At 35.7% G+C, this 22,809-nt stretch carries 26 protein-coding genes and 1 pseudogene; 6 read left to right on the plus strand and 21 right to left on the minus strand.

What is annotated here, in order from left to right; genetic code table 11:
- Positions 1-2 precede the first annotated feature (2 nt).
- From OOK90_RS02955 to OOK90_RS03055, 21 genes and pseudogenes are all read right to left on the minus strand, one after another.
- On the minus strand, positions 3-467 hold the full coding sequence (locus tag OOK90_RS02955) for an ankyrin repeat domain-containing protein (protein WP_264706142.1): 465 nt from the start codon (positions 465-467) through the stop codon (positions 3-5).
- A 37-nt stretch (positions 468-504) separates the two neighbouring features.
- On the minus strand, positions 505-1,224 hold the full coding sequence (locus OOK90_RS02960; protein ID WP_264706143.1) for an ankyrin repeat domain-containing protein: 720 nt from the start codon (positions 1,222-1,224) through the stop codon (positions 505-507).
- Between the two features lie 168 nt (positions 1,225-1,392).
- Positions 1,393-2,547, minus strand: a complete 1,155-nt coding sequence (locus OOK90_RS02965) for a phage tail protein (protein ID WP_264706144.1) — start codon at positions 2,545-2,547, stop codon at positions 1,393-1,395.
- A complete protein-coding gene (locus OOK90_RS02970) occupies positions 2,547-3,332 on the minus strand; it encodes a baseplate assembly protein (protein WP_264706145.1) in 786 nt (261 codons plus the stop codon). Before OOK90_RS02970 ends, OOK90_RS02965 begins: the two co-directional genes overlap by 1 nt.
- 2 nt (positions 3,333-3,334) lie before the next feature.
- A complete protein-coding gene (locus OOK90_RS02975) occupies positions 3,335-3,670 on the minus strand; it encodes a GPW/gp25 family protein (RefSeq protein WP_264706146.1) in 336 nt (111 codons plus the stop codon).
- 2 nt (positions 3,671-3,672) lie between these two features.
- On the minus strand, positions 3,673-3,921 hold the full coding sequence (locus tag OOK90_RS02980; protein WP_264706147.1) for a PAAR domain-containing protein: 249 nt from the start codon (positions 3,919-3,921) through the stop codon (positions 3,673-3,675).
- Positions 3,922-3,928: 7 nt separating this feature from the next.
- Positions 3,929-4,393: a phage baseplate assembly protein V gene (locus OOK90_RS02985; protein WP_174515816.1), complete on the minus strand. Its 465-nt coding sequence runs from the start codon at positions 4,391-4,393 to the stop codon at positions 3,929-3,931.
- Entirely contained in the window at positions 4,380-4,853 is a 474-nt protein-coding gene (locus tag OOK90_RS02990; RefSeq protein WP_264706148.1) for a hypothetical protein, read from the minus strand. The genes OOK90_RS02985 and OOK90_RS02990 overlap by 14 nt, the downstream gene beginning before the upstream one ends.
- Positions 4,850-5,368, minus strand: coding sequence for a phage tail protein (locus OOK90_RS02995; protein WP_264706149.1), 519 nt, complete (start codon positions 5,366-5,368; stop codon positions 4,850-4,852). The genes OOK90_RS02990 and OOK90_RS02995 overlap by 4 nt, the downstream gene beginning before the upstream one ends.
- Positions 5,361-5,672: a head-tail joining protein gene (locus OOK90_RS03000; RefSeq protein ID WP_141457308.1), complete on the minus strand. Its 312-nt coding sequence runs from the start codon at positions 5,670-5,672 to the stop codon at positions 5,361-5,363. The genes OOK90_RS02995 and OOK90_RS03000 overlap by 8 nt, the downstream gene beginning before the upstream one ends.
- The gene (locus OOK90_RS03005; protein ID WP_264706150.1) at positions 5,672-6,676 is read right to left on the minus strand and encodes a major capsid protein; all 1,005 of its coding nucleotides are present in this window, start codon (positions 6,674-6,676) and stop codon (positions 5,672-5,674) included. Before OOK90_RS03005 ends, OOK90_RS03000 begins: the two co-directional genes overlap by 1 nt.
- Before the next feature lie 25 nt (positions 6,677-6,701).
- Positions 6,702-7,066 (minus strand): annotated as a pseudogene (locus OOK90_RS03010) (head decoration protein).
- 77 nt (positions 7,067-7,143) lie between these two features.
- Entirely contained in the window at positions 7,144-8,190 is a 1,047-nt protein-coding gene (locus OOK90_RS03015; RefSeq protein ID WP_264706151.1) for a S49 family peptidase, read from the minus strand.
- Complete coding sequence (locus OOK90_RS03020) at positions 8,187-9,605, minus strand: phage portal protein (RefSeq protein WP_264706152.1); 1,419 nt, start codon at positions 9,603-9,605, stop codon at positions 8,187-8,189. Before OOK90_RS03020 ends, OOK90_RS03015 begins: the two co-directional genes overlap by 4 nt.
- Positions 9,602-10,306, minus strand: coding sequence for a glycoside hydrolase family 25 protein (locus OOK90_RS03025; protein WP_264686595.1), 705 nt, complete (start codon positions 10,304-10,306; stop codon positions 9,602-9,604). Before OOK90_RS03025 ends, OOK90_RS03020 begins: the two co-directional genes overlap by 4 nt.
- Entirely contained in the window at positions 10,303-10,527 is a 225-nt protein-coding gene (locus OOK90_RS03030) for a gpW family head-tail joining protein (RefSeq protein WP_114517459.1), read from the minus strand. Before OOK90_RS03030 ends, OOK90_RS03025 begins: the two co-directional genes overlap by 4 nt.
- Before the next feature lie 3 nt (positions 10,528-10,530).
- Entirely contained in the window at positions 10,531-12,354 is a 1,824-nt protein-coding gene (locus OOK90_RS03035; protein WP_012673198.1) for a phage terminase large subunit family protein, read from the minus strand.
- Positions 12,351-13,832, minus strand: a complete 1,482-nt coding sequence (locus tag OOK90_RS03040; protein WP_010082188.1) for an ankyrin repeat domain-containing protein — start codon at positions 13,830-13,832, stop codon at positions 12,351-12,353. The genes OOK90_RS03035 and OOK90_RS03040 overlap by 4 nt, the downstream gene beginning before the upstream one ends.
- A gap of 3 nt (positions 13,833-13,835) precedes the next feature.
- Positions 13,836-14,315: a hypothetical protein gene (locus tag OOK90_RS03045; RefSeq protein ID WP_006280180.1), complete on the minus strand. Its 480-nt coding sequence runs from the start codon at positions 14,313-14,315 to the stop codon at positions 13,836-13,838.
- A gap of 13 nt (positions 14,316-14,328) precedes the next feature.
- Positions 14,329-15,555, minus strand: coding sequence for a DNA modification methylase (locus OOK90_RS03050; RefSeq protein WP_264706153.1), 1,227 nt, complete (start codon positions 15,553-15,555; stop codon positions 14,329-14,331).
- Between the two features lie 113 nt (positions 15,556-15,668).
- Positions 15,669-16,118 carry a crossover junction endodeoxyribonuclease RuvC gene (locus OOK90_RS03055; RefSeq protein ID WP_038228276.1) on the minus strand — a complete coding sequence of 150 codons (450 nt, stop codon included), beginning with the start codon at positions 16,116-16,118 and terminating at the stop codon, positions 15,669-15,671.
- Between the two features lie 582 nt (positions 16,119-16,700).
- On the opposite strand from OOK90_RS03055, the gene OOK90_RS03060 reads away from it, so the two are divergent.
- The 6 genes from OOK90_RS03060 (at position 16,701) to OOK90_RS03085 (ending at position 22,750) form a co-directional block, all read left to right on the plus strand.
- The gene (locus tag OOK90_RS03060; RefSeq protein WP_264706154.1) at positions 16,701-17,195 is read left to right on the plus strand and encodes a sigma-70 family RNA polymerase sigma factor; all 495 of its coding nucleotides are present in this window, start codon (positions 16,701-16,703) and stop codon (positions 17,193-17,195) included.
- A 94-nt stretch (positions 17,196-17,289) separates the two neighbouring features.
- Positions 17,290-18,111, plus strand: a complete 822-nt coding sequence (locus OOK90_RS03065; protein ID WP_264706155.1) for an ATP-binding protein — start codon at positions 17,290-17,292, stop codon at positions 18,109-18,111.
- A gap of 11 nt (positions 18,112-18,122) precedes the next feature.
- Complete coding sequence (locus OOK90_RS03070) at positions 18,123-18,911, plus strand: AAA family ATPase (protein WP_182158718.1); 789 nt, start codon at positions 18,123-18,125, stop codon at positions 18,909-18,911.
- Between the two features lie 37 nt (positions 18,912-18,948).
- A complete protein-coding gene (locus OOK90_RS03075; protein WP_264375362.1) occupies positions 18,949-19,449 on the plus strand; it encodes a hypothetical protein in 501 nt (166 codons plus the stop codon).
- Positions 19,434-20,684, plus strand: coding sequence for an AAA family ATPase (locus OOK90_RS03080; RefSeq protein WP_244953444.1), 1,251 nt, complete (start codon positions 19,434-19,436; stop codon positions 20,682-20,684). Before OOK90_RS03075 ends, OOK90_RS03080 begins: the two co-directional genes overlap by 16 nt.
- 17 nt (positions 20,685-20,701) lie before the next feature.
- The gene (locus OOK90_RS03085; protein ID WP_264706156.1) at positions 20,702-22,750 is read left to right on the plus strand and encodes an AAA family ATPase; all 2,049 of its coding nucleotides are present in this window, start codon (positions 20,702-20,704) and stop codon (positions 22,748-22,750) included.
- Positions 22,751-22,809 lie beyond the last annotated feature (59 nt).

Raw genomic sequence — 22,809 nt, forward strand, 5'->3', positions numbered from 1 at the left:
TTTCAGCCTCTCATAAATAACTTTTCAATTCTGTCCGTTTCTTTCTTCAATACTTCAGTTACTTCTTTACTATTTTTCGCATAATCTATTGCCGTCATCCCACATTCATCCTCTTGCTCTATTTCTCCTCCTGCCTCCACTAACTCTTCCACTATTTCTTTTTCACCTACCATACATCCTAGATGCAGCGGTGTGCATTTATTTCCATATTCCTCAGCATTTACGTCTGCTCCTGATTTTATCAATTCCCTCACGATTTCTAGACGTTTCTCCGTTACCGCTAGGTGCAGTGCTGTATATCCTCCTACATCTGTTGCATTTACATTCACTCCTTTTTCAACTAATACCCTCACTGTTTTTGCGTTTATTGCATAATGCAGAGCTGTTCTTCCATTCTCGTCTCTTTCATAAATATTTTTAAACGAGTTCTCTAATAGTGACTCCTCTTTTTTACCGAGCTTTACCATAACTACCTCCACCTTTCTTTAAAATTAAGTCCCTTTTTTAAGCCTTTCTTACTACTACATTTTCTGCCTCATCTATCATTTCATTCACTTGGCTGATTATCTTGCTTGCTAAATTTTGACATTCTTTCTTTATTAGCGATTTGTCTCTCTTCCTTATTTCTCCTATCTCTATTATTTTTAGCTCCGGCATGTAGCTTCCATTCAACATGTCTGCTATTTCTCCCACTAGCACCTCTATTCCATAGCACGTCAGTTCTCTACTTTTTGTTACTCCCCCTTTTTCTCTTAAAAATTTACTTGCCTTTTCACTCTCTTTGCTATCACATAGACAATACTTTTCACTTTCCCAGATATAGTACATTGGTGTTGCACCATATTTATTCAGTTGATTAACTTCAGCTCCGGCCTTTACTAGCTCTTTTATTATTTCAACTCCTGCTCCTCCTATTTTGCACGCAGAGTGCAGTGGCGTACATCCAGTGACATATTGAGTGGCATTTACTTCTGCTCCCGATCTTAGCAGCACTTTTACATTTTCTAAACTCTTTGCGAATACTGCACAGTGTAGAGGTGTATAACCATTTTTATCTCTTGCATTTACCTCTGCTCCTTTTTTTATTAATAATCTCACTGTTTTGTAATCAGAGATTTCTACTGCTTGGTGTAATATCGTTTCTCCTTCTTCATTTCTTTTATTAATGTTTTTAAACCCGTTACTTGATACTTCTTTAAAAAACTTACTCTTGCTAAAACTCATTTCATACCTCACAAAATTAGCTTTTCTAGCGCTAGATAAATTTCTTATGTTTACCTGCTGCTATTCAAGTTATGTCCTTTTTAGCATGAGAAAGCAAGTCTTTTTCTTTTTATTTCATACACTTTTACCTATTATTAATATAATATATGAGTATCTAAATATAAGCACTTAACTTATTAGAGATATTATTCGACTATCTTTCCAACTTCTGTGCAAATGTCGATGTTCATGCCACTTCAGTACTCCCGGATAAAATACTAAAATATGATTTTCTAATTCGTGTATTGAGTCTTTTTGCTCTGAATCTAAGTCGTTTTTATAGTAAATGGTGTGTTCTGCTAAAACATATTTTGTGATCTTTTGATCAGTATAATTTTCTACTTTATAATCATGGGTAACGCTAAACCTTTCTAAAATTGGTTTGTGTTTTAAATTCCAACGTTGCCCTGAAAGTGTATCGTTTCCCAATACAAATTTATTCCCTCTTTCCTCTATACTACCAACTGGAAAACATGCGTTTATTTCTCCTAACCTCCAACTGTCTGATAATACTATCTGTGCTTTTGTAAACTTTATTTCTGGCAATAAGCTCTGTGGTAGTGGATGTAGTGCTTTTAAGTTATACCACTGATGATTTCTTTCATAGATGCCTTTGTAATTCCTTGTGTGAGGCTCTGTTTCCCCAAGCACTGCTACATTCAACCGATATATGTCATTACTAAATGCTTGTTCATAATGCTCTCTTAAATAGTTGTCTACAATCTCTACTAACGGACCTCTAGAACTGAAAAAATTTATTCTTCCAAACGATAACACTGGCCCATTTTTTTCAACTTTTATACCAGAGTAGTCTGACAACAAACTTCCAAATAAACTTTCATCTAAAATAAACCTATCAACGTTATAGTGATCATTAAAAATCCTCATTAGCCGCGATCTTGCTGGTAACGATAGTTTTGCAAGCTCTACAACCGCATCTACAAAAAAGTTATTTGGAACATCCCTTATCCCTATCTGCAGTTCAAAAAAATGTTTACCAGGTGGTTCTTCGATAATTGTAATATCTTCTATATTTGCCCATTTTAGTGCTATTTTTAGTGATGCAGATGTTCCTCTCAGTCTTTGAAATTTTACTCCTTCTACTATCGCTCTTCTTTTATCTTTTACCCAGCGCAGTATCTCTTCTAAACCATATTCTTCTATTATCCACGGCAATGTTTCTTCTTTCAGGTTGAACTTAAACCCTCTTTGGATATCTACTTTATAATCTATCGCATCTACTAGCTCTTTCTCCTGTTTTGTTGCATTTGGTGGCAATAACATTACTCAACCTTTAAATTTCTTAATGCAGCGCACTCATTTCCTGGTACTACAACGTCCTCTTTTGGCTCGATTAATTCCACATTTTCTACACCCTCTACAAATAGGTTTGCTATTATCCACGATCTTGTTACACTCCACCCTAATCTTTTTGCTAATTCAAACTTCTTAATAAACTGCTTCTTAATTTCTTCCTCTGATATTACAGGACTTACGCTCACTCTGCTGTGAATATCTATTTCCGTAATATTGCAACCAATTACTGTTACTGTATCTGTTAAAACCCTTATATCATCTCTAATAAACTGCTTTTTTACAATTTCTAGTAGCTCTTCTGACACCATGCCAGTTGTGGATAATTGTGTTGATAAGATTGAAATCTGCACTTTACCTGGTGTAGGCGATTCTACTAACGCATCTTGAACTCTACTATCTGCTGACAGTGCATGATAACGATAATACTCTTTACTTCCTCCTGTACTCCAGCCTTTTATTTTTGCTTTTACCCTCTTTCTAAATCTTTCATCATCTTCTTCTTTTTCCCTCTCTACTCCGTAAAACTCAGCCAAATTATCAAGATCTTCTCCCATTGCAAACTTAAGTAAATTACTTTTTACAGCTTCGTTTATTCTTTGTCTTAGTAACAATTCCCTCCATGCTGCTACTTCTAATACCTTCATCGCTGGGTCACTTTCTACTAATGCTGTAAAACTTTTCACTAACTCTTCCTTCATTCTCGAAAATATTTCCTCATAGCTTAGTTTTTGAATAATATTAGATGTCTGCATTTCTAAACAACTATTCCGCTAATATCTATGAACTTGCCTTCTGGAAGATAAATACCTTCAAGTACAAGAATTACTTTTCCCTCTTTTACTTCTGTAATTTTTACTTTTTCCAATTTAAACCTCTTTTCCCATTTTTCCAAAGCTTCTGCTACTGCTGCATAGATTTCCAAAGTTAAATCTCTATTTATTGGCTTATCTACTAATTCAAATAGTCTTGACCCATAATCTCTCCTCATTACTCTACTGTTAATAGGAGTGGTCAGTATATCAATTATTGATTGTTTCAGATGTTCTATTCCTTCTAATTCCTTACCTGTTTCTTTATTCATTCCTTTCACTCTTAGCCTACAAATGTACTATTGCTACCACTGATCACCTTGGAACCACAAGAAACCATATCACCAACTCTTCCCACTCCAAACCCATTGGCAAAAACTGTTTTTGATCCTTCAATTAATACTCTTCCTTCTGTAAAATTATCTCCTTTACGGCAACCTGGCTTACCATTCACAAAAACATTGTTACTGCCACTAATACAGAAATGCGGTATAGCTTCTCCGCACTGATTTCCTAGATGTACTATCTTCACCTTTTCCTCAATTTAGATTTATTCTTTTCGCTTTTAGGCTTATTTCGCTCTTTGTCATTTCTATACTCGATTCCCCAGCCTTCAGTGTTATTTTGTCTACTACTTCAATCTCTAAATGATGTTTATCTTTATCGTACAACAACCTTGTCCCATCTTGAAATTTTATACTGTTTATTTCTTTTTTATTCTCTGGTGCAGCGTATTTTTCCTGATATATTCCTCCTAATACCACTCCTAATGATAGTTCACCAAAAGGAGAAAATATCACAACCTGTTCATCGATATCTGGCGGAAACCAATCTCTATCTTTTCCTGCTTTACTTGTTATCCAAGGTAAATAATCTGTTAAAAGTTCTCCTATTTGTACTCTTACTTTTGCTTTCTCATAATCTACTTCTTTTACAACTCCTATTCGTATAATGTTTGCTAACTTTCTTTGCAGCTCTGAAATAGCAAAATTACTCTCTAACATTTTCTCCTATTATAATCGTATGTGACTTAATCTTATTTTCTGTCCATATCGATTTACCTAAATGAAGCTGATGACTCCAATCAACCATCCACACCAAATATGCATCTAATTCGGGTCTAAATCCATCAGGCTCTGCAGAGAGAAATTCAGCAGGAGAAATATTTTTCACGTTCCAAGTATTTTTATTTACTACTCTTGCTACTTCTGCTGCTAATGACCTTACAACTAACAAGGAATACTCGACTGTTCCATCAACTACAATTCTCGCTTCAAATCTTGCTTTCAGCGCTAATTCTTCTGTTCCGGGATCATGTCCTTTTTTAAATCCGCTAAGTTCCACAAACACCGCTGGCGCTACTAATTCTTTTCTTATCGATGGATAAATTTCACATGTCTGTATAGCCGGTATTTCTTCCTTCAGTGTGCTGCAAATTGCTTGATGTAAATCTTGCCAATTCATATAGGTGTAATGTCACTTAATTCGCGGTGGAAGAATTTTTCAAATACCTTTTCAACTTCATAATTAACAAGATTCCCTATTATCCTTGAAGCCTCAGGTTCTAGTGGCAACTTAACTTCCTTTATTGGCAATGCTACTCTTCCTTCACGTTTAAACATACCGCTATTTCCTTTTGGCATAACCGCTGCAAATCCTCCTATAAACTCATGCTTTCCTACTTTCGATCCTCTTCTTGTTTTTTGTATTTTGCCAATTGTCGATGCTCTAATTTCGTAGAGATTTGCTCTAATTAACACTTCTAATCTGCTAGTTTTCACCTTAAAAATTCTTAATCTCTTTCTTATCAAACTTAATTTTATCTTCTTTTCCTCACTGATTTCCTTAGCTGCTTGCGCTTTTAACCATAGTGCTGTTCTATTTAGTGCTTTTATAGCTGCCAGTTTTACTTTCTGCTCTTTTTCGTCAATATTGTAGACTATTTCATTAATATTGTTACTAATTTTAATATCAAACATTTTCTATTGCCTCAATTTTCCATATTTCACTCGAAGAATCTTTTAACGGTGGTTCAAAAATCTTGTAGAACCTTTTTTCAATCTTGATATAATCACCTATGCTAAAGGAAGTAACGTCCTGATCACGTATTTCTATAGAAGCAATTTGCTGAGTTAATGCTCCATCTGCACCTAGAGAGTACGTAGTCTCAGGACGTTTAATTAGCACTTTTATTCTACGAATGCCCTCCTTATTTTTATTACAATATGTGGCTTCCACTCCTAAATGCTCAAAACAATCTTCCAATAATTTTCCTATATTCATCAACTAGAACTAATTTTTACCAAAACTCCCGAACGATGGCACATTGGCAATGGATTCGACTGCGTATGTAAATCAGTTCCTCTATCAAATCTTCTTGGCTCTTGTTTTGCATAGAGTGGCTGTCCAAGAGTATTTACCGTCTCATTAAAATCTGCTGGTGCAAAATATGTTGTAAATGTGCTTGCTGTTCCTACTGGAAAACAGTGCCCTGTATCTCTTTCTATAAATCTTCTCACGATTCCTTCAGGGTCAGTTGCTTGCCCTCTATATTCCTCAAATGTTATGCCACAGAACGTAAATCCTGACCTCATATCATTTCGAAGTGCTGCTCCTTCTTGCCATCTTTCATATGCTTCTTTTACTTTAGCATGAGAACTTAATGCATCAAAAAACTCAGGGCTTACCAAGGCATGAATTCCAGTCATATATTCACCACTTAGATTATCTTCTATGTGCCGGAGTACTTCCAGACACTTACGTTTTACGTCAGTTGTTGCTGTTCCAAGGGCAAAATTTACTACTTTTGGTGTTATTTCAAATTCGTTGTACAGATTTAATAATTCTGACCCATCAGCATCTAAAATTATTCCTTTGAGCGCTCCCATTCGCAAATGCTCTAATGTTATTGCATGTTTGTTTCTCATTAGCTGCAAATGATCAGTTATTACATCTGCAAGCGCTTTAAGTTCACTCTCTGATCCAAATGCCCTTATTCCTTGTACTTCTTCTGGCAGCACTACATCATCATGCGGAATGTGCGGAATCTTAAATGTTCTTACCTTTCTTTTTCCTCTTTTTCCTACTGTTGCTGGTGCTCCGGGTACTTGCGTTGGTAGTAAACTTAACACTCCGTTGTGTTCTTCTATCGTAATATGTCTAAATCTTACTGACCTACTTGGAAACAAATTTAAATTTTCAACACGTCCATAATTTATCGGCAATATATTCATCGCATTTGTTAGTGCCGTCATGCTAAATGCTGTATTCGTAAATGGATTTTGCATTCTTTTTCCCCCTTATTAATTTAAGTTACACTCCCTTGCGGACAATGATCCCTCGTCCTTCAAGTTGCTTTATTGCTGCAGCTTTTTGCTCTTCAGTGATACCTGTTGGCCACACAATTGCATGATCTGCTAGCATTGCTATACGTGTAATGATTACTGCTTTGACATTTTCTGTCGCATTTACATCACTTACTATCGCACCTATTGCTGTTTGTGTACCATCTGTTGCAGTTGGATTTATTATCTTAATCATGTTATCCTTATCACAACAACTGTACCAAGTTTAAGATTTTGTCCCTTGGCTACCGTTATTTGGTCTCTTGAATATAGACTTGATGCCTCATACTTTAATAAGTCACCTAGATTATTTTGTTCGATTATACAACTCATAAAATTTCCTCATTTATTTTCCCCTTTAGTTTTACCGCCATGTTTGTAATTGTTGTACGCGGCGGTTATAAAAAAACTTAAATACTTGATTGCGCTCTAGTCCTTGCTACCTCCATCATCAACTCTTCTCCTGAATTCTGCGGTATTGCACTCAGTATCTCTGTCTTTTTCGTTCTCTCTGCAAGTAATTCCATTAAAACTTCCCTGGCTTGCTCAATACTTACGCCTTGCTCTATAAATTCTTCTATTTTCTCTGGCATTCGTGATAAGTTACATAAACGTATTAATTCAAGAACTTCAGTACGATACTTAGTTAAATTATCAGTTTCTAGGTCAGTTGTAGTTTGTTCATTCATAGTAATACTCCTGTTTTTATTAATAGATGAAAGAATTGTAATTCCATCTGCAAGACCTATTTCTATTGCTCTCTCGCCAAAATATAGCCCTGCCTCCGTTGATCGAATCTTTTCAATTGAAAGACCTCTGTTCCTCGCTATTAGCTGCACAAACATTTCATATAGTCGGTCTACTTCTTTTTGTAAGCTTTCCAGACTTTCAGACGTCATTGGCTCATGTGGATTTAAATCATTTTTTCTACTTCCTGCAAATACTGTGGTATATTTTATTCCACATTTTTCATTAAATCCACTTTGATCTATATGACTTGCAATTACCCCTATGCTTCCTACTCCTGAGGTTCTGCTCACAAATACCTTTTCAGCGCTAGAGGCTATAGCGTACGCAGCAGAATATGCATCATCATTTGCTATCGCTATTATCCTCTTTTTTGCTCTTGATTCATAAATAAAGTCAGCTAGGTCAAATATACCGTTTACCTCTCCTCCGGGGCTATCTATTTCCAGTATAATTGTCTCTATGCTACTATCTGCTAATGCTTGTGTAATTTGTTCTTCTATTTGCTCATATGATGTCATTCCGAGCATTTCATCAAATGCACCAGGTTTTTTAGTTAAAATGCCATGTATCGGTATTATTCCTCTTTCACTATTTCTTACTGCATGTTTCATATTTTTAAAGATAGGCTGCTTTCCTGTTTGTAGTGACAGTAACTCAAAACTCCTTGGTTCTACCATTACACATCTGTTTAGCCATTGTTGTTTCATATCACCTCTTGATTTGCAGTAACCTCAGAATCAAAACTTAAGCCCAGTTCGCTTGCACGTCTTTGATCTTCTGCTATTTCTTGGTCAATTTCTTCAACATCGTAACCCATTTCTGATACTACTTCCGATCGACTCTTAAATCCATTTCTTACTGCCATTTGTTGTGCTTGCTGATCTTTCAGTGGATCCACCCAATCAAATCCCTGTGGTATCCATTTTACTTCTTCTTTCGCTGCTTTTACTACTTTTTCATCTATACTCAGTTCTCCACAAAGCACTGCTAATTCTAGCCATCTATTCCAAATAGGTCTACAAAACTGGAACACTATCACGTTATGCTGTAACATTGCACACCTTCTGCGAAACTCTATCAGCCCTGCTCGAATGGATGAATAATTAACACCTGTTAAATCTCCTGTTAGCTGCTCATATGTTATTCCTGTACCTATTGCTATTGCCCTCAGTTGCTGTCTCATGAATGCTTCATAACTTCCTCCAACATCCGATGGTTCTGAAAATTTTATATCTTCTCCTGGGTCTAAAAGCTGCATTGTTCCAGGCTCTAAACCTGATAGTGCTACTCCTTGCTCATTACTTTCACCTTCTCCCATGATATTTGCTTCTGGATCGAGTCTCGTAATAAATCCAGCAAACATTGCTGCAGTTTTCTTTCTCACCAGCTCTGCATCATCATATTGATCAAGCTCATAAAGTTTCAGAAGTATACTCGAAAGCCATGGCTCTCCTCGAATCTGACCAGGTCTTAGTGGTCTATAAATATGTAAAACATCGTTTGCTGGTACTCTCACTGACTCTCCAAACGAACCTTCTCCTGGATGTTCTCTAAATAAGTAATATGCCTCTCTTTGCCCAAGCTTGTTAAACTCAATCCCGTTTCTTATTACATTACCATTTCCTAAAGTTTGATTTGTTTTATTATCTAAATGTTCAGACTCAAGTACTTGCAGTTGTAATGGCACAGAAAATCTATCTTCCAGCTTTCTCGTTCTTAAACGTACAAAACATTCTCCTCCCTCTATCATACTTCTGCATACTAGAGCTTGTAATCCATAAAAATCACTTATTCCACAGCTATCTGCTTCATCTGTCCATCTTAGCCATAATTCTTGCACCTTCTTTCGAAATTCTCCATCTCTTGCCTTTGATTGTGGTTTTATTCCTGTTCCAATCGAGTTACTTACTATTGTATCAATTATATTTGCTGCATATGGATTTTTTCTTACCATATCACGTGATCTACTACGCAAAGTTTCAAGGCTTTGAGAGAGTAAATTGTTTATACTTCCTGTTTCCCCCTGCCAATACATTACTCTTCTTCCTGAGCCTGCTGCATCCCAAGCAGAACTTTTGATTTTTGGCTTACTAAATAGTTGTTTGAAATTTTTCAGCATCATACTAACCAAAATTCTCTTAATTCTTTCAAAGTTCCGTTAAATTTATTTCTGTCACATTTTCCGATTCCTTCTACTTCATGTGGCTCTGGATTTGTTTTACCGTCAGTATATTGCCATAAAATCCAATCATTCCAGCCTTTTGGTAATGTGAGCTCTTTTCTCCAGCTTGCTATCCATAATGGACATTTTGTCAAAGTTGGCGTGGCAAAATCCTTAAGAAAATAGCTACTGCCATAAATTAGGGGTAATCTTCCTGTTACTTCTTCAACTCTCTTTACAAATTCCTCAGCTTGCTTAACTGCAATATTTTTGCCACTTTTGTTTTCTTCAATATCCAGCGCAAGTATGGTATTTTTGCTTTCGCCTACCGTTTTTAGAAAATGATCAGCTTGATTCTTGCCGTTTCCTTCTGTGCCAAAATGATATGCTCCCCAGAGTAATCCTTCTTCTTCAGCTTTCTTTCTTCTCTTCGCATACTTTGAATCCACATATTTTAGCCCTTGTGTTGCCTTGTGAATTACTCCAACTATACCATTCTCTTTGTCTAGCTTAAAATTCACATTTTCTTGCCAATGTGACAAATCTATTATTCCATTTACTGGACTCTCTCTATTCTCCCATAGTTTTATAAAAGTTTTTAATTGCTCTAAAAATTCAGAATATTCCTCTTTTACAACTTTTCTCAGAAAATTTTCCCTCATATAACTCCTTTATTTGTTGCAAAAATAATCTTTCGTTTAGGCTTCATTCCAGCAATCTTTAGTTCACCTTTGATGCGTTGTCTGAGGCTGAGCAAATCATTTATCTGAACTTCAGCATATCTCACCACATGGTCACCATATGCAATTGATACCACTCTTTCGCCACTCTGAAGCTTCTTTATTGCTTGTTCAACTTGAATTAGATAATCTTCGTTATACATTTACTACTCGCTGATCCATTTGCTTTTCACTATTTTCTTTGATTTTTTACTTTCTGGTTTTTCACTTAAACTATTCCATTTACTCTCTGGCCATCTATCTATTCCCAGTGCTATCGATGCTGCTCTTGCATAAATCCTACAGTCTAATACTTCATTTCTTTCTCTTACCTTTTGCCACTCTTGTTTGGTATAACCTTTTACTACTTTGCTGACTAATTGCTCTGCCGTTAGCTGCTTAAAATATTCAGGTGCATACTCGGGAAAATGACAGTATCCTGCTGGAGCTTCTTCACCGTCCTTTAAAACATTAAGTAATTGAAAAAGCTCTGACTTTAATATCGATACTCCTACTGGCCAGAGCTTTATTCCTCTTTTTAGCTTTTGACCACCAACTGTTATATCTACTCTACTTGGGCTGCTAAGTGGTACTAGAGCTTTATTTACACCTTTCACTGCCATTACTCTTCCAGAGCCTTGATGACCTCTTACCCAATTGTATACTTCTTGTGTCGCATACCCAGCATCAACCGCCATCATACTTATCATGTATTCAAGACCATTTTCACCGATAAAATGATGATTTAAGAGCTCAGAGAGTTTTCCCCATACTTCTCCTCTTCCAGTATCACCTTCAAATACTCGGTATTCTATTGACCAACTTTCGCGGCTTTTTCCCCATGCTACAACTTCTACTTCTAAACGATCTTTTTGGACATCTACTCCTGCAGTAAGCACCACTTCTCTCCTAGGTACTGTGCCTACGGGAAAAAATTCTCTCCTGTTAAATAATTGCTTCCAATCTGGTACTTCTCCTTTGTCTACCCAGGTTTCTCCAAGCGTAGTATTTATCCATACTTTTAGTAATTGTTCACTTTCTTTTGCATGAAGAAAATCTTCTACTGCTTGAGTCCAGCTATACCAGCCTACTGGACTATAAAGACTTGAAAGATGAAATCCTTTTTTCTCACCTTTTACTCTATTAGTAGGTCTCCATTCTCCACGCTCAAGCATCTCTGTCTTTTGATGATTTTCTATTTTGCCGCTACATTCAGTGCAGACATAATGTGCTGTTCTTGAGTCGTTGTTTTCCCATTTAATTTGTGACCATTTTAGAACTTGATAGTAATTACAATACGGACATGGTACAAAAAAGTACTGCTTATCTGTTGCTTCAAATTCTTTCTCAATTCTGCTTATTCCATGAATCGTTGGTGTTGATACTAAAAAAATCTTTCGCCGTGCAAATGTATTAGTTCGAGCAATACTGAGCAGCACTGGATCTCCTTCACCACCTGAATCTCCTGGATAGGCGTCTATTTCATCAAGAAAGAGATATTTTACTGGCATAGATCTCAGTGCTACACTGCTATTTGCTCCGGTTATTACTACTATTCCACCTGGAAATTCCTTACTTTGTACAGTATTGCCTGAGTCTCTTGACCTTGGGTCTTTTACTTTACTCTTTAAACATGGCGTACTCTCTATTAACGGCGCAAATCTTCCTTTTGACCAACGCTTTCCCATTTCAACTGTTGGCTGCACAACTAACATTGGACCAGGAGTCTGATCTATAATATAGCCTATCCAATTGTTACCAGCTTCTGTTCCTCCAATCTGCGCTCCTTTCATGAATACTACTTTTTCTGCTGGTGAGGACGGAGAAAGTGAATCCATGATTTCTTTTAAATAAGGAGTTCTTTCTGTTCTCCATTTACCTGGCTCTGATGCTGCAGTTGGCGCTAAAACTCGATACTCATTCGCCCACTCTGACACTTTAAGTAGTGGATCTGGCTTTAAACCTTCAGAAAAAGATGTAGCATATATCATATCGCTAGCTCTTCACCATCATTAGATGATACCTCAACATCACTTAAAATAGAACTGCACTCACTTGTTTTCTCACTTTCGAGTTCAATAAACATTTTCTTTTCAAGTGCTTCTTCTATGTACTTCTGAGTTAAATTACTCATTGCTATTGCAGCTATGAGCGCAACTATTCCCACCATTACCGCAGCTATAATGTTAGGGTAAATTCCCACTATCACTATTGCACATACTGTTATAGAAACACAGACGATATTGATATATTTCTTTATTTTTTTGTCTGCTATTTTCCTTTCTTCAAAATATTTATTGCTCAATAAATGAAATGTTGGAAAGTTCTTCTGTCTTCCAAATAACACTATTTCCTTCTCTTTGCTCAGTAATTTTATTAATTTTGCGTTGTTCGTTATTATTGCATACTGAAAAACATCCGTGGCATCTGCTCCTCTCTTTAGCAACAACTTTACTACGTTAAAGTGACCATGCTTTACAGCAACATAAATTCCCGTTTTTCCACTCTCATCTACAGCATCTATTTCAACTCCTTCACCAAGAATACCGTCTATTAGGTCTTCATATCCTTTTCTGGCAGCTAAATGAAGCAAACTGTTTTTATCAGCTCCGTATCTATTACTTGCTAAAATCTTTACTATATCTAATCTATTTGCTTCTTTTGCATAACAAAATGGTGTCTTGCCATTATCATCCTTAATTAAAGGATCTATATCTTCTCGCGTTAGTAAAACTTCTATTGTTTTCAGCCTTTCAGCATAATGTAGTGGCGTTTTATTTTCATAATCTTGTAAGTTAACCCCAGCATTAGGAACATTTATTAAGCATCTTACAATATCTAAACATAAGTCCCTTTCGTCGTAATTACTACTACTTATAGCTACGTGCAAAGAAGATAATTTCATTGCATTTCTGCCGCTGCCAACTACATTAACATTCGCACCAAGATTTGAAAGTAATTTTACTACTCCTAGCTTCTTGTTGTTTACTGCATAATGAATTGCTGCATGATTTCTCGCATCAAGAACATCTTTGTCCGCATTTCCTTCTCTAATTAAAATTTCTACTATTTGTTCATGCCCAGCTCCTGCCGCTAAGTGTAACGGTGTATGTAGTAAAGCATTCTGCTCATTAACATTAGTCCCTTTGTCGAGTAAAAACCTTACAGCATTTGCTTCATTCAACATCGCAGCTAAGTGAAGTAAGCTATCTTTCTCCAATCCATATTTGTGATTGATTAGTGCTTGTAATATCTCTTCTCTTGCACAATCCAGCGCACTTTTACCATTATCATCAGTGATCAGTGGATTAATATTTTTCCTATTTAGTAAGAGAGCAACCATACTAAGCTCGTTAATTTCTACTGCATAATGTAGTGGGGTTTTCCCATTTAATCCTCTAACATTTACATCCACTCCTGGTTGATTAATAAGACACTTTATTAATTCTAAACTTAAGTTAGCAGACATTATTTAAAACTTAATATTAGATAATTCTTGTAATGAGTTTGTAATCTCTTCGGTTAGCGCCATATGAATCTTTTCAGTGTCACTCAGTGATGCAAGCAGTGCTGAAACTCTATTTGGAATATTAAGCAAATTATTACGTACAACTCTTGCTACATTAAATGCATCGCGCTTTACTTCCTCTACTGCTACAAGTTCACCAATCTCAGCCTTAGCTTTCGCCTCAAGAAGTTTACCTCGTTCCATTTCATTTTTTATTCGAGTTTTTAGCAACATCGTGGAAAGGTTACTTGTATTTTCGTTTTCTGGATTTTTCCTCCTAAGTGGCTGACTTGGATCTCTTATTGCCGCTACTGCTTCATTTGCTTGTTCTCTATTTACCAAACCATTCTCCAACTCAATTATTCCTTTTTTTACTAAATAACAGACATATTGCTTTGAAACTCCTATCTCTCTTGCCCATTCCGTTTGTGTGATCTTTTCCACTTCTTTTGCCCCTTTATTGCTGTTTTTCTTCTTGAATTTGTGCAAAAGTTTTGCCAGTACCAGAAAGAATTGCTTCCCTACCTGTGTATACTTGCCAACGTTTTATCGTTACATCTACAAATTTTGAATCTAGCTCTATTGTTCTGCAAATTCTTCCTGTTCTCTCACATGCAATCAGTGTGCTGCCAGAACCGCTAAATGGATCAAGTACAGTATCCCCAGGTCTGCTGCTATTAACTATTGCTTTCTCCATTAGCTCTACTGGCTTCATTGTTGGGTGCAGTGAGTTATGTATTGGCTTATCATAAAACCATAGATCACTTTGATTTCTACCTCCATGCCACTCACGTTTATTGCCGCTTTTCCATCCATAGAGCATTGCTTCGTATTGTCTTTGATAATCAGACCTGCCTAGCGTAAAATGATTCTTTGCCCAAATGATAAATGTTGACCATTTTCCTCCTGCTTCCTCAAATGCTTTTTGCAGCGTTGAAAACTCTGATGATGATATGCAGATGTAAATTGCTCCTTTCGTATATGCTAAAATATTGGAACAGATGTCGTAGAGAAAAAGCTCATACTTTTCACCTTGATTATCATTCAATATTTTTTTATCTTCTCTCTCCTGGCTACTACCATAATCAACGTTATATGGAGGATCAAAAACAGTAATATCTGCCATTTTATCATCTAATACTGCTTTAAATGATTCAACTACGCAGCTATCACCGCAATAGATTCTATGATCACCTAAAATCCATAAATCCCCTGGTTTTGCTATTTCTACCTTTTTATCAATTAACTCCAAAACTCCTCTTTCTACTTCTTCTTTTCCATCAAAATCATCGAGAAAACGTTGAACTTTTTCCAATTCAAATCCAGTCATTTTAAGATCAAACTGCAAATCTTCTAACTCTTGAATTTCCACTTTCAAAAGCTCATCGTCCCACTTTGCCCAGTTAGCTGATTGATTTGCCAGTAACCGAAAAGCTTTAGTTTGTGGTTCATTTAAATTATCACTTAAGACCACTGGAATACTCTCCATACCAAGTTTTCTTGCTGCTTTAAGTCTTAAATGACCATCAACCACAGTTCCATCGCTTTTTGCAACTATTGGTATACGAAAGCCAAATTCCCTGATTGAAGCACACATTCTATTTACTACATCATCATTTTTACGAGGATTACGCTTATATTCGACGAGGTTTTCAACAGGATAGTAGTGGATTGCTAAATTCATATAATTTAAATCCTTAATAATTAAAAAGTTAATATTCAAAATATCTCTGACGCTAAAGAAGGCCTGGGGTTGAACCCACCAAATCCGCCATTCTGGCTGAAAGGACCCACTTTTTATGGATTTTTCGTCTTATTAATATCTTTACTAATATAGAACATTAATGCCAAAGCATCGGCCTCATTATCATCTCTAGGTGAAAAACTTTTTTCACGTATCGCTTCAATAACTTCACTCTTACTTGCATTGCCTTTGCCTGCTATAAAGCGTTTTATAGTTTTAACATTAACACCTTGGTAGGGAATATTGTTCTCTTCACACCAAGCAGACAGCACTGCAAGAAACCCACCGTAGCAATGGGCTGCATCAGTTCCTAAATGTCTTCTCACCTCCTCAAAGTACACTGCAGAAATGTCTTTCAAAGAATTGAGCCAATTGCAAAAGTTTAAGAAACACATTCCACCTCCGCTGAAACGACTACCATGAAAGCTTTTGCTCCCACTTTCAATTATTCCATCTGTTAGAATTGCCCAGCCTGTTTGCTTGCCGAGATCTAGCGTTAAGATTGACGTACAAAAACTCCTTTGTGTAATTAAAGTTCAATGCCCTGTATAATATATATGTACGATGACTCGCAAATTCGTCCGCAATTTTGAAAAAAAATTAAAAAAAATTTCATATCCTGCCATTTGAGTTTTTACTTATCTTAATAACTATTTTACATAACTTATATTACGCCAATATTTATATTATTATATTATCATATATTATATTTTACCTGTATTTAAATATATATATAATATATATAAGACTTCAGTAATCCGTAAATCCTCTTCACTGGCCGATTTTAGCCACTTAACTTTAGAAACGGCTTTTAGGAATAGAACATAAAAAAGACAATATTATCAATAACTTAACGATTACTGCTTTCTGAAATACTAATTAGTAATTCAGAAATTAGGTACGAAATTGGTAGTTTTTTACCTATGAAAAAGTAGCTTCAGTAGTGTATCAAAACGTTTAAATCTTATTTTAATTTTTAAAGATTTTATTCTTTTAGATAAAAAAATTATTACTACTTTTTTATAATAAATTAGTCATACAAAGTCTTGGTAAAAATCTCTATTCATGAAACTTTTGGAGTTTTTATGAAGAATTCTTATCAAGGAATCGATTCTACAATTGTTAAATATGTGAGATTTCAAGCTTCGCGCCTTAAATCCAAAAGCTGTTTTATTAACGAAAGTCTCGAAGATATAGAACAAGAGCTTTTTTGTCAGGTTTGGCAATATCTTAACCGGCACGATGAGAAAAGAAGTAGTTTTAGTACTTTCGTTGCTAGATTAGCTAATTATTGTGCTCGCAATATGTTACGCAATCAGTTATGTCTAAAACTTAATATAACTTTTGATGATATAAACGACGATATTCCAGATCATAGGAACTCGGAAATCGAAGCGATAATTCGCACTGATATAAATAATATAATTTCAACTTTGTCTGAAAAAGATAGTAATTTATGTCAATTACTTAAGGTATTTACTATTACTGAAGTTTCTGTAATAACCAAAATACCAAAGACAACTATCTATCGCACACTAGAACGAATACGCAATAAATTCTCAGTTTTAGAGAAGTTATAAGCTCTCGATTATATTTGCTCAAAAATTTTTTTTTGCAAATTGCGGACGAATTGCCTAGGTCATCGTACATATATATTTAGGTACTGGGAGAAAAATGAAAATAATGAACAGCAATGAACGGCTAAAAGTTCAAACAGGTATAAAAATGGTCATCTTTGGTCCTTATGGTATAGGTAAAACTAGTCTCTTAAAGACCATAAATGAACCAACACTTTGTCTTGATTTTGAGGCAGGTTTACTTGCTGTTCAAGATTGGCAAGGGGATTCTGTAAGTATTCGTACTTGGAATGAGGCAAGAGATATTGCATGTCTCATAGGTGGTCCTAATCCTGCGTTAAAATCTGACTCAGCGTATAGCCAAAGACACTATGAGCATGTATCCAGTAAATACAAAGAGCTTTCTTCAGAGTTTCTCAAGTATCGATGTGTTTTTATCGATAGTATTACAGTAGCCTCTCGTTTATGTCTATTATGGGCAAAAATGCAACCTGAAGCTTTTTCTGAAAGATCAGGAAAACAAGGTATGAGAGCTGCTTACGGGTTACTTGCTCAAGAGATGATAGCTTGGCTCAATCAGTTTCAACATATTCCAAATAAAGACATCATTACAGTTGGAACTCTTGGACAATACCTCGATGATTTCAATCGCTCGACTTGGCTACCTCAATGTGAAGGAGCTAAAACTGCAAGTGAAATTCCTGGGATAGTTGACGAAGTAATTAGTATGGTTGGAATCAAGAAAGATGATGGTACAGAGGTTCGTTCATTTGTCTGTCAGACGATTAATTCTTGGGGATATCCTGCTAAAGATCGAAGTGGTTGCCTTAATATGGTTGAAGAACCGCATCTAGGAAAACTTCTTACAAAAATTAAAACTAAAGCTTTTGCAATTCAACCTGTCACGCCCAACATATAGGAGGTTATTATATGCTACAAAACTTTTTAACTATTGGTCAAAAAATTCCTTTTTTCAGTGTGAAAGAATACTTGGACGATCGATCGCCAACACCAGAGGATATAATCTCACCAAGAATTTTAACAAAAAGAGGCTTATTGGTACTGGGTGGCCCACCTAAAATCGGCAAAAGCGACTTTTTGATTTCATGGCTCGTTCATATGGCTGCAGGTGTTTCTTTTCTTGGTATGGCTTCAAATAGACCTTTAAAAATTTTCTACATGCAAACTGAAATTGAATATGAATATATGAAAGAACGTTTGCAACAACTTGATAATGAACTTTTGAATGTAGCTGCTAACAACTTAATCATTACGCCAAAAGTGCACTTATCATTTAATCATGATGAAATAAGTGAAATTAAGGAGATTGTAAATGAACGCTTTAAACCTGATGTTTTGGCCATAGATCCATTACGTAACATCTTTAGCAGTGAATATGGGAATGAAAATGATAATAGTGCTATGCTGTTCTTTCTGCAAAAGACTCTTGAGAAGCTACGCAGTGCTGTCAATCCAGATGCTTGTATTGTACTCACTCATCATACAAAAAAATTATCGAAAAAGATGCTCGAAGAAGATCCATTTCAAGGCCTAAGTGGTGCTGGATCTTTACGTGGATTTTACAGTACTGGTATGGTGATGTTTGCTCATGATGAAGAAAGCAGTGCACGCCAGATAGTATTTGAGCTTCGCAATGGTGAACGCGTGCCAAACAAACTTGTCGATAAGATAAATGGTCATTGGCAGCTAATGGAATAGCTAACTTTCACTTTAAAGTCAACTTATAGGAGAGCGTATGCTACAAGATTTTTTAACTGATTTTAATAATGCAAAACTGCAGAGCAGTTTAATACCGAAAGGTACAATAGTCAAGGTAAAAATGGCAATAAAGCCTGGAGGTTATGAAAATTGGTTCACTAAAAACTACACTACTGGCAGTATCTATTTAAATGTAGAATTTACCGTCACTGAAGGCCCATATGCAAAACGCAAGATTTTTCAGATTATAGGTATCAAAAATGGCAAAGCAGAAGGTGAAGAAGACATCTGGGGAGAATCTGGACGTTCTATGCTGCGTAGTATTTTGGAATCATCCAGAAATATTCATGCAAATGACACTTCAGAGAAAGCAGTTACCGCTAGAAGAATAAACTCTATAGCTGATTTCAACGATTTAGAGTTTACAGTAAAAGTAGGCGTTGAAACTAATAATACATACGGAGATAGAAATAGGATTACTACAGTTATTACTCCAGAATTACAAAAAAGTTTTCAAGATGATTGGTTGCCATTTTGAAGTATGACGAAGGAAAGTTGTGGGCTGCTGTTATTACTAGAGCTATTCAGGATGCAGCAGGAAAAAACCCTAAACTTAAAAAAGAGGCTTGTCAATGGATTCGCTCACGATCTTTTGAAACTGTTTGTGAGCTGGCTAATCTTGACTTTAAACGTCTAAAAAATATGTTGAACAAATTTGGAATAAACAAGGAGAATTTTATGGATTTTTCATCTAAAAATGCTTTGAAAATAAAATCATTATTAATTAATAACATCAAAGATTGTTTATCTTATTTGTTACCTGAAGGCAAATCTTACCAAGATAAATTCTATATTGGCAGTAGAAATGGAAATAAGATAATAGTTGAAATGGAAGGAGAAAATGCAGGAAATTGGTACAACCTGATCGAAGAAAAGAAAGGAAATATAATAGACCTTTGGACTTTAGTTAAAGGTAATATAGATTCTGCTGAAACATGGTTGAACGGTAAAGATGAAAGAAGTTCCATATTACAAGAAAAACAAAACGAAGAAAAAGCATTTTCTGTAAACCATTACTTAAACGATAAATCACCAATGCCAAAAGATATAATAGGCCCAAGAATTTTGACACCAGGTGGTCTTTTGGTCATAGGTGGTACTCCAAAGATTGGCAAAAGTCATTTTCTTCTTTCTCTATTAGTACATCTGGCAGCAGGAAGATCATTTCTTGGCATGAAGCCTACAAGACCACTAAAAATATTCTATCTACAAAACGAAATGGAATATGATTACATTAGAGAACGTATACAACAACTCAACAAACTTCCTCATTTAGCAACAGAAAACTTAGTTGTGACGAACAAGATGAATTTGACCTTAAATGAAGAAGGTATAGAAAAAATAAAAAATATGGTAGAGGAAAAGTTTGATTTAGTTGTGATTGATTCTCCTTATAATTCCGTTAACTATGGTCTGCAGCATGCAATAGAAAAACTACGTTCCAAGATTAATCCTATGGCTGGAATAATCATCATAAATCACACCAAAAAAGTATCTACCTCTACATTGGAAAAGAATCCATTTCAAGCTCTCGTTGGTGCTAACGCTTTAAGAAGTTTTTATACATCTGGAATAGTAATATTTCAACCCAATAAACGTACAAATATCTTACAAGTAGTATATGAACTTAGAAACGGTAGATCTATACCAACAAAATTCATCAATAAGATTAATGGATGTTGGAAAACTGCTAACGTTATAGCTAGAACATAAAAATTCTTCAGGTAGGTATGGATATTTATTGTTCACAAAGAAATGGACATTATAAATTATTAGGGAAGAAAGAACAATTAAGAACTCAACTCCTATCAAATATAAGGTCATGTCTTTCTTATTTACTGCCAAGAGGAACTTTTCGTGGTGATAAGTTCTATGTAGGTGATCTACAAGGCAATAAAGGACAAAGTATGATAGTGGAGTTAACTGGCAGTAAAGCCGGATTATGGCATGATTTTTCTACCGAAGAAGGAGGAGATATTTTTGATCTTTGGGCTGCTGTTACTGGAAAAAATCAATTTACTGATACGATAGAAGATATTGCTAAGTGGATTGGTTATTCGGAAAAAAATAACACTCTGGGGCAACCAACGGCATCATGGAACTATTACGATGAAAGTGATCAAGTGATTGTTACAGTTTATCGTTATAACACTGATTCAGGAAAAAGATATCTTCCTTTTGATGTAAAAAGGTCTAGTTTTACTCTACCAGAGACCAGGCCTTTATATAATATTCCAGGTATCGTGAAATCTGATAAGGTGATTTTAGTTGAAGGTGAAAAGTGTGCAGATGCTCTGATAGAGCAAGGTATGACTGCCACAACTGCAATGTTAGGAGCAAATGCACCAATAGAAAAAACAGACTGGTCACCACTTAAGGGCAAGCATGTTATTATTTGGCCAGACAATGATGAACCAGGTAAACAATATGCTGAGAAAGTTGTGAAAAAGCTTACTTTTCTTGGTGTTTTATCACTTACTCTTCTTGAAATACCGGAGAATAAACCAAAGGGATGGGATTCAGCTGATGGTATAGAAGAAAAGATGAATATTCCTGAATTCATTGAAAATAACTCGAAAAAAATCATCGTTAAGCAATTGCTTAATATTCAAGAATGGAGCGTAGAACGTTTTATAGGTCCAGTACCGGAGCAAAAGTTTCTTGTTGAAGGGTTATTTCCTTTAGGAGTGACATCTATTCTAGCTGCAATGGGAGATACTGGTAAAGGTATGCTTCTGCTTGATTTAGCACTGAAAGTTGCGAGTAGAAAAGATCAGCCATGTGGTTTTGGTCCTTTAGTTACTGAACATGGATCTGTTGTAATATTCTCTGCAGAAGATGATATGAGTGAAATACATCGTCGTTTAGAGCGTCTTGACTCACAATGCGAGAGATTAAAATATAAGGATAGGCTCTTTATTGTACCATTACCAAATGTTAGTGGATCACTTACAATCATAAAGAGTGTTTCAGGTAAAGTTATAGAGACTTCTCCTGAATTTGAATTGATAACAAAACAACTTAATAAAATAAAAAACTTAAAATTAATCGTATTTGATCCACTTGCATCATTTGTGCACGCTGATTTAAATACTGACCCAGCCGTAGGCGATTATTTGATGTCTTTATTATCTGATTTAGCAGGTAGCACTGGAGCATCAATAATTACTGCTCATCATATGAGAAAGCCAAAAAGTGAAAAACCTATATCGACTGTTGAGCAAGCACGTGATGCCATTAGAGGTACATCTGCTCTTGTTAATGGTGTTAGGTGTTCATACGCTTTTTGGTCTGTGGAAGATACAGCTAAACCGACAATTTTTAAATCAATAGGAGAATCTGTAAGACAGAACGCATTATTTTATGGAGCAATTGTTAAAGCAAACGGTTTGGCTGATCGCACTTTACGCACTTATTTAAGAAATGAAGAAACAGGATTGTTAGAGGACATAACTGAAAGATTAAGAATAAAAAATATGAACGAAAAAGATTCAAAGCAGCATCTTATAACTGCAATTACACGAGCAGCAATTTCTGGACATCCATTTACCCATACAGGAAGTACAGGAGTGTATAAACAGCGGCATAGACTACCTGAGGAGTTTCACAGTATAGGAAGAGATAGAATGGAGCGTATAGTTCAAGAGCTGTTACAAACACGGAAGCTGGTTAAGGGAATGGCTACTGGTTCAAAAGAAGATAAATGGCTTGACATTCCTAGCGGACCATTTGCTCGCGGCGTTGGAAAGTTTAGCTGTGGAGCTGAGCTATTCTCCTAAAAAATTTTTCTGATATAAAAAAATATTTTGATTTTTGCGGACGAATTTTGAACTCACCG

It is taken from the genome of Wolbachia endosymbiont (group A) of Ancistrocerus nigricornis (genome assembly GCF_947250785.1).
GTDB lineage: Bacteria > Pseudomonadota > Alphaproteobacteria > Rickettsiales > Anaplasmataceae > Wolbachia > Wolbachia pipientis.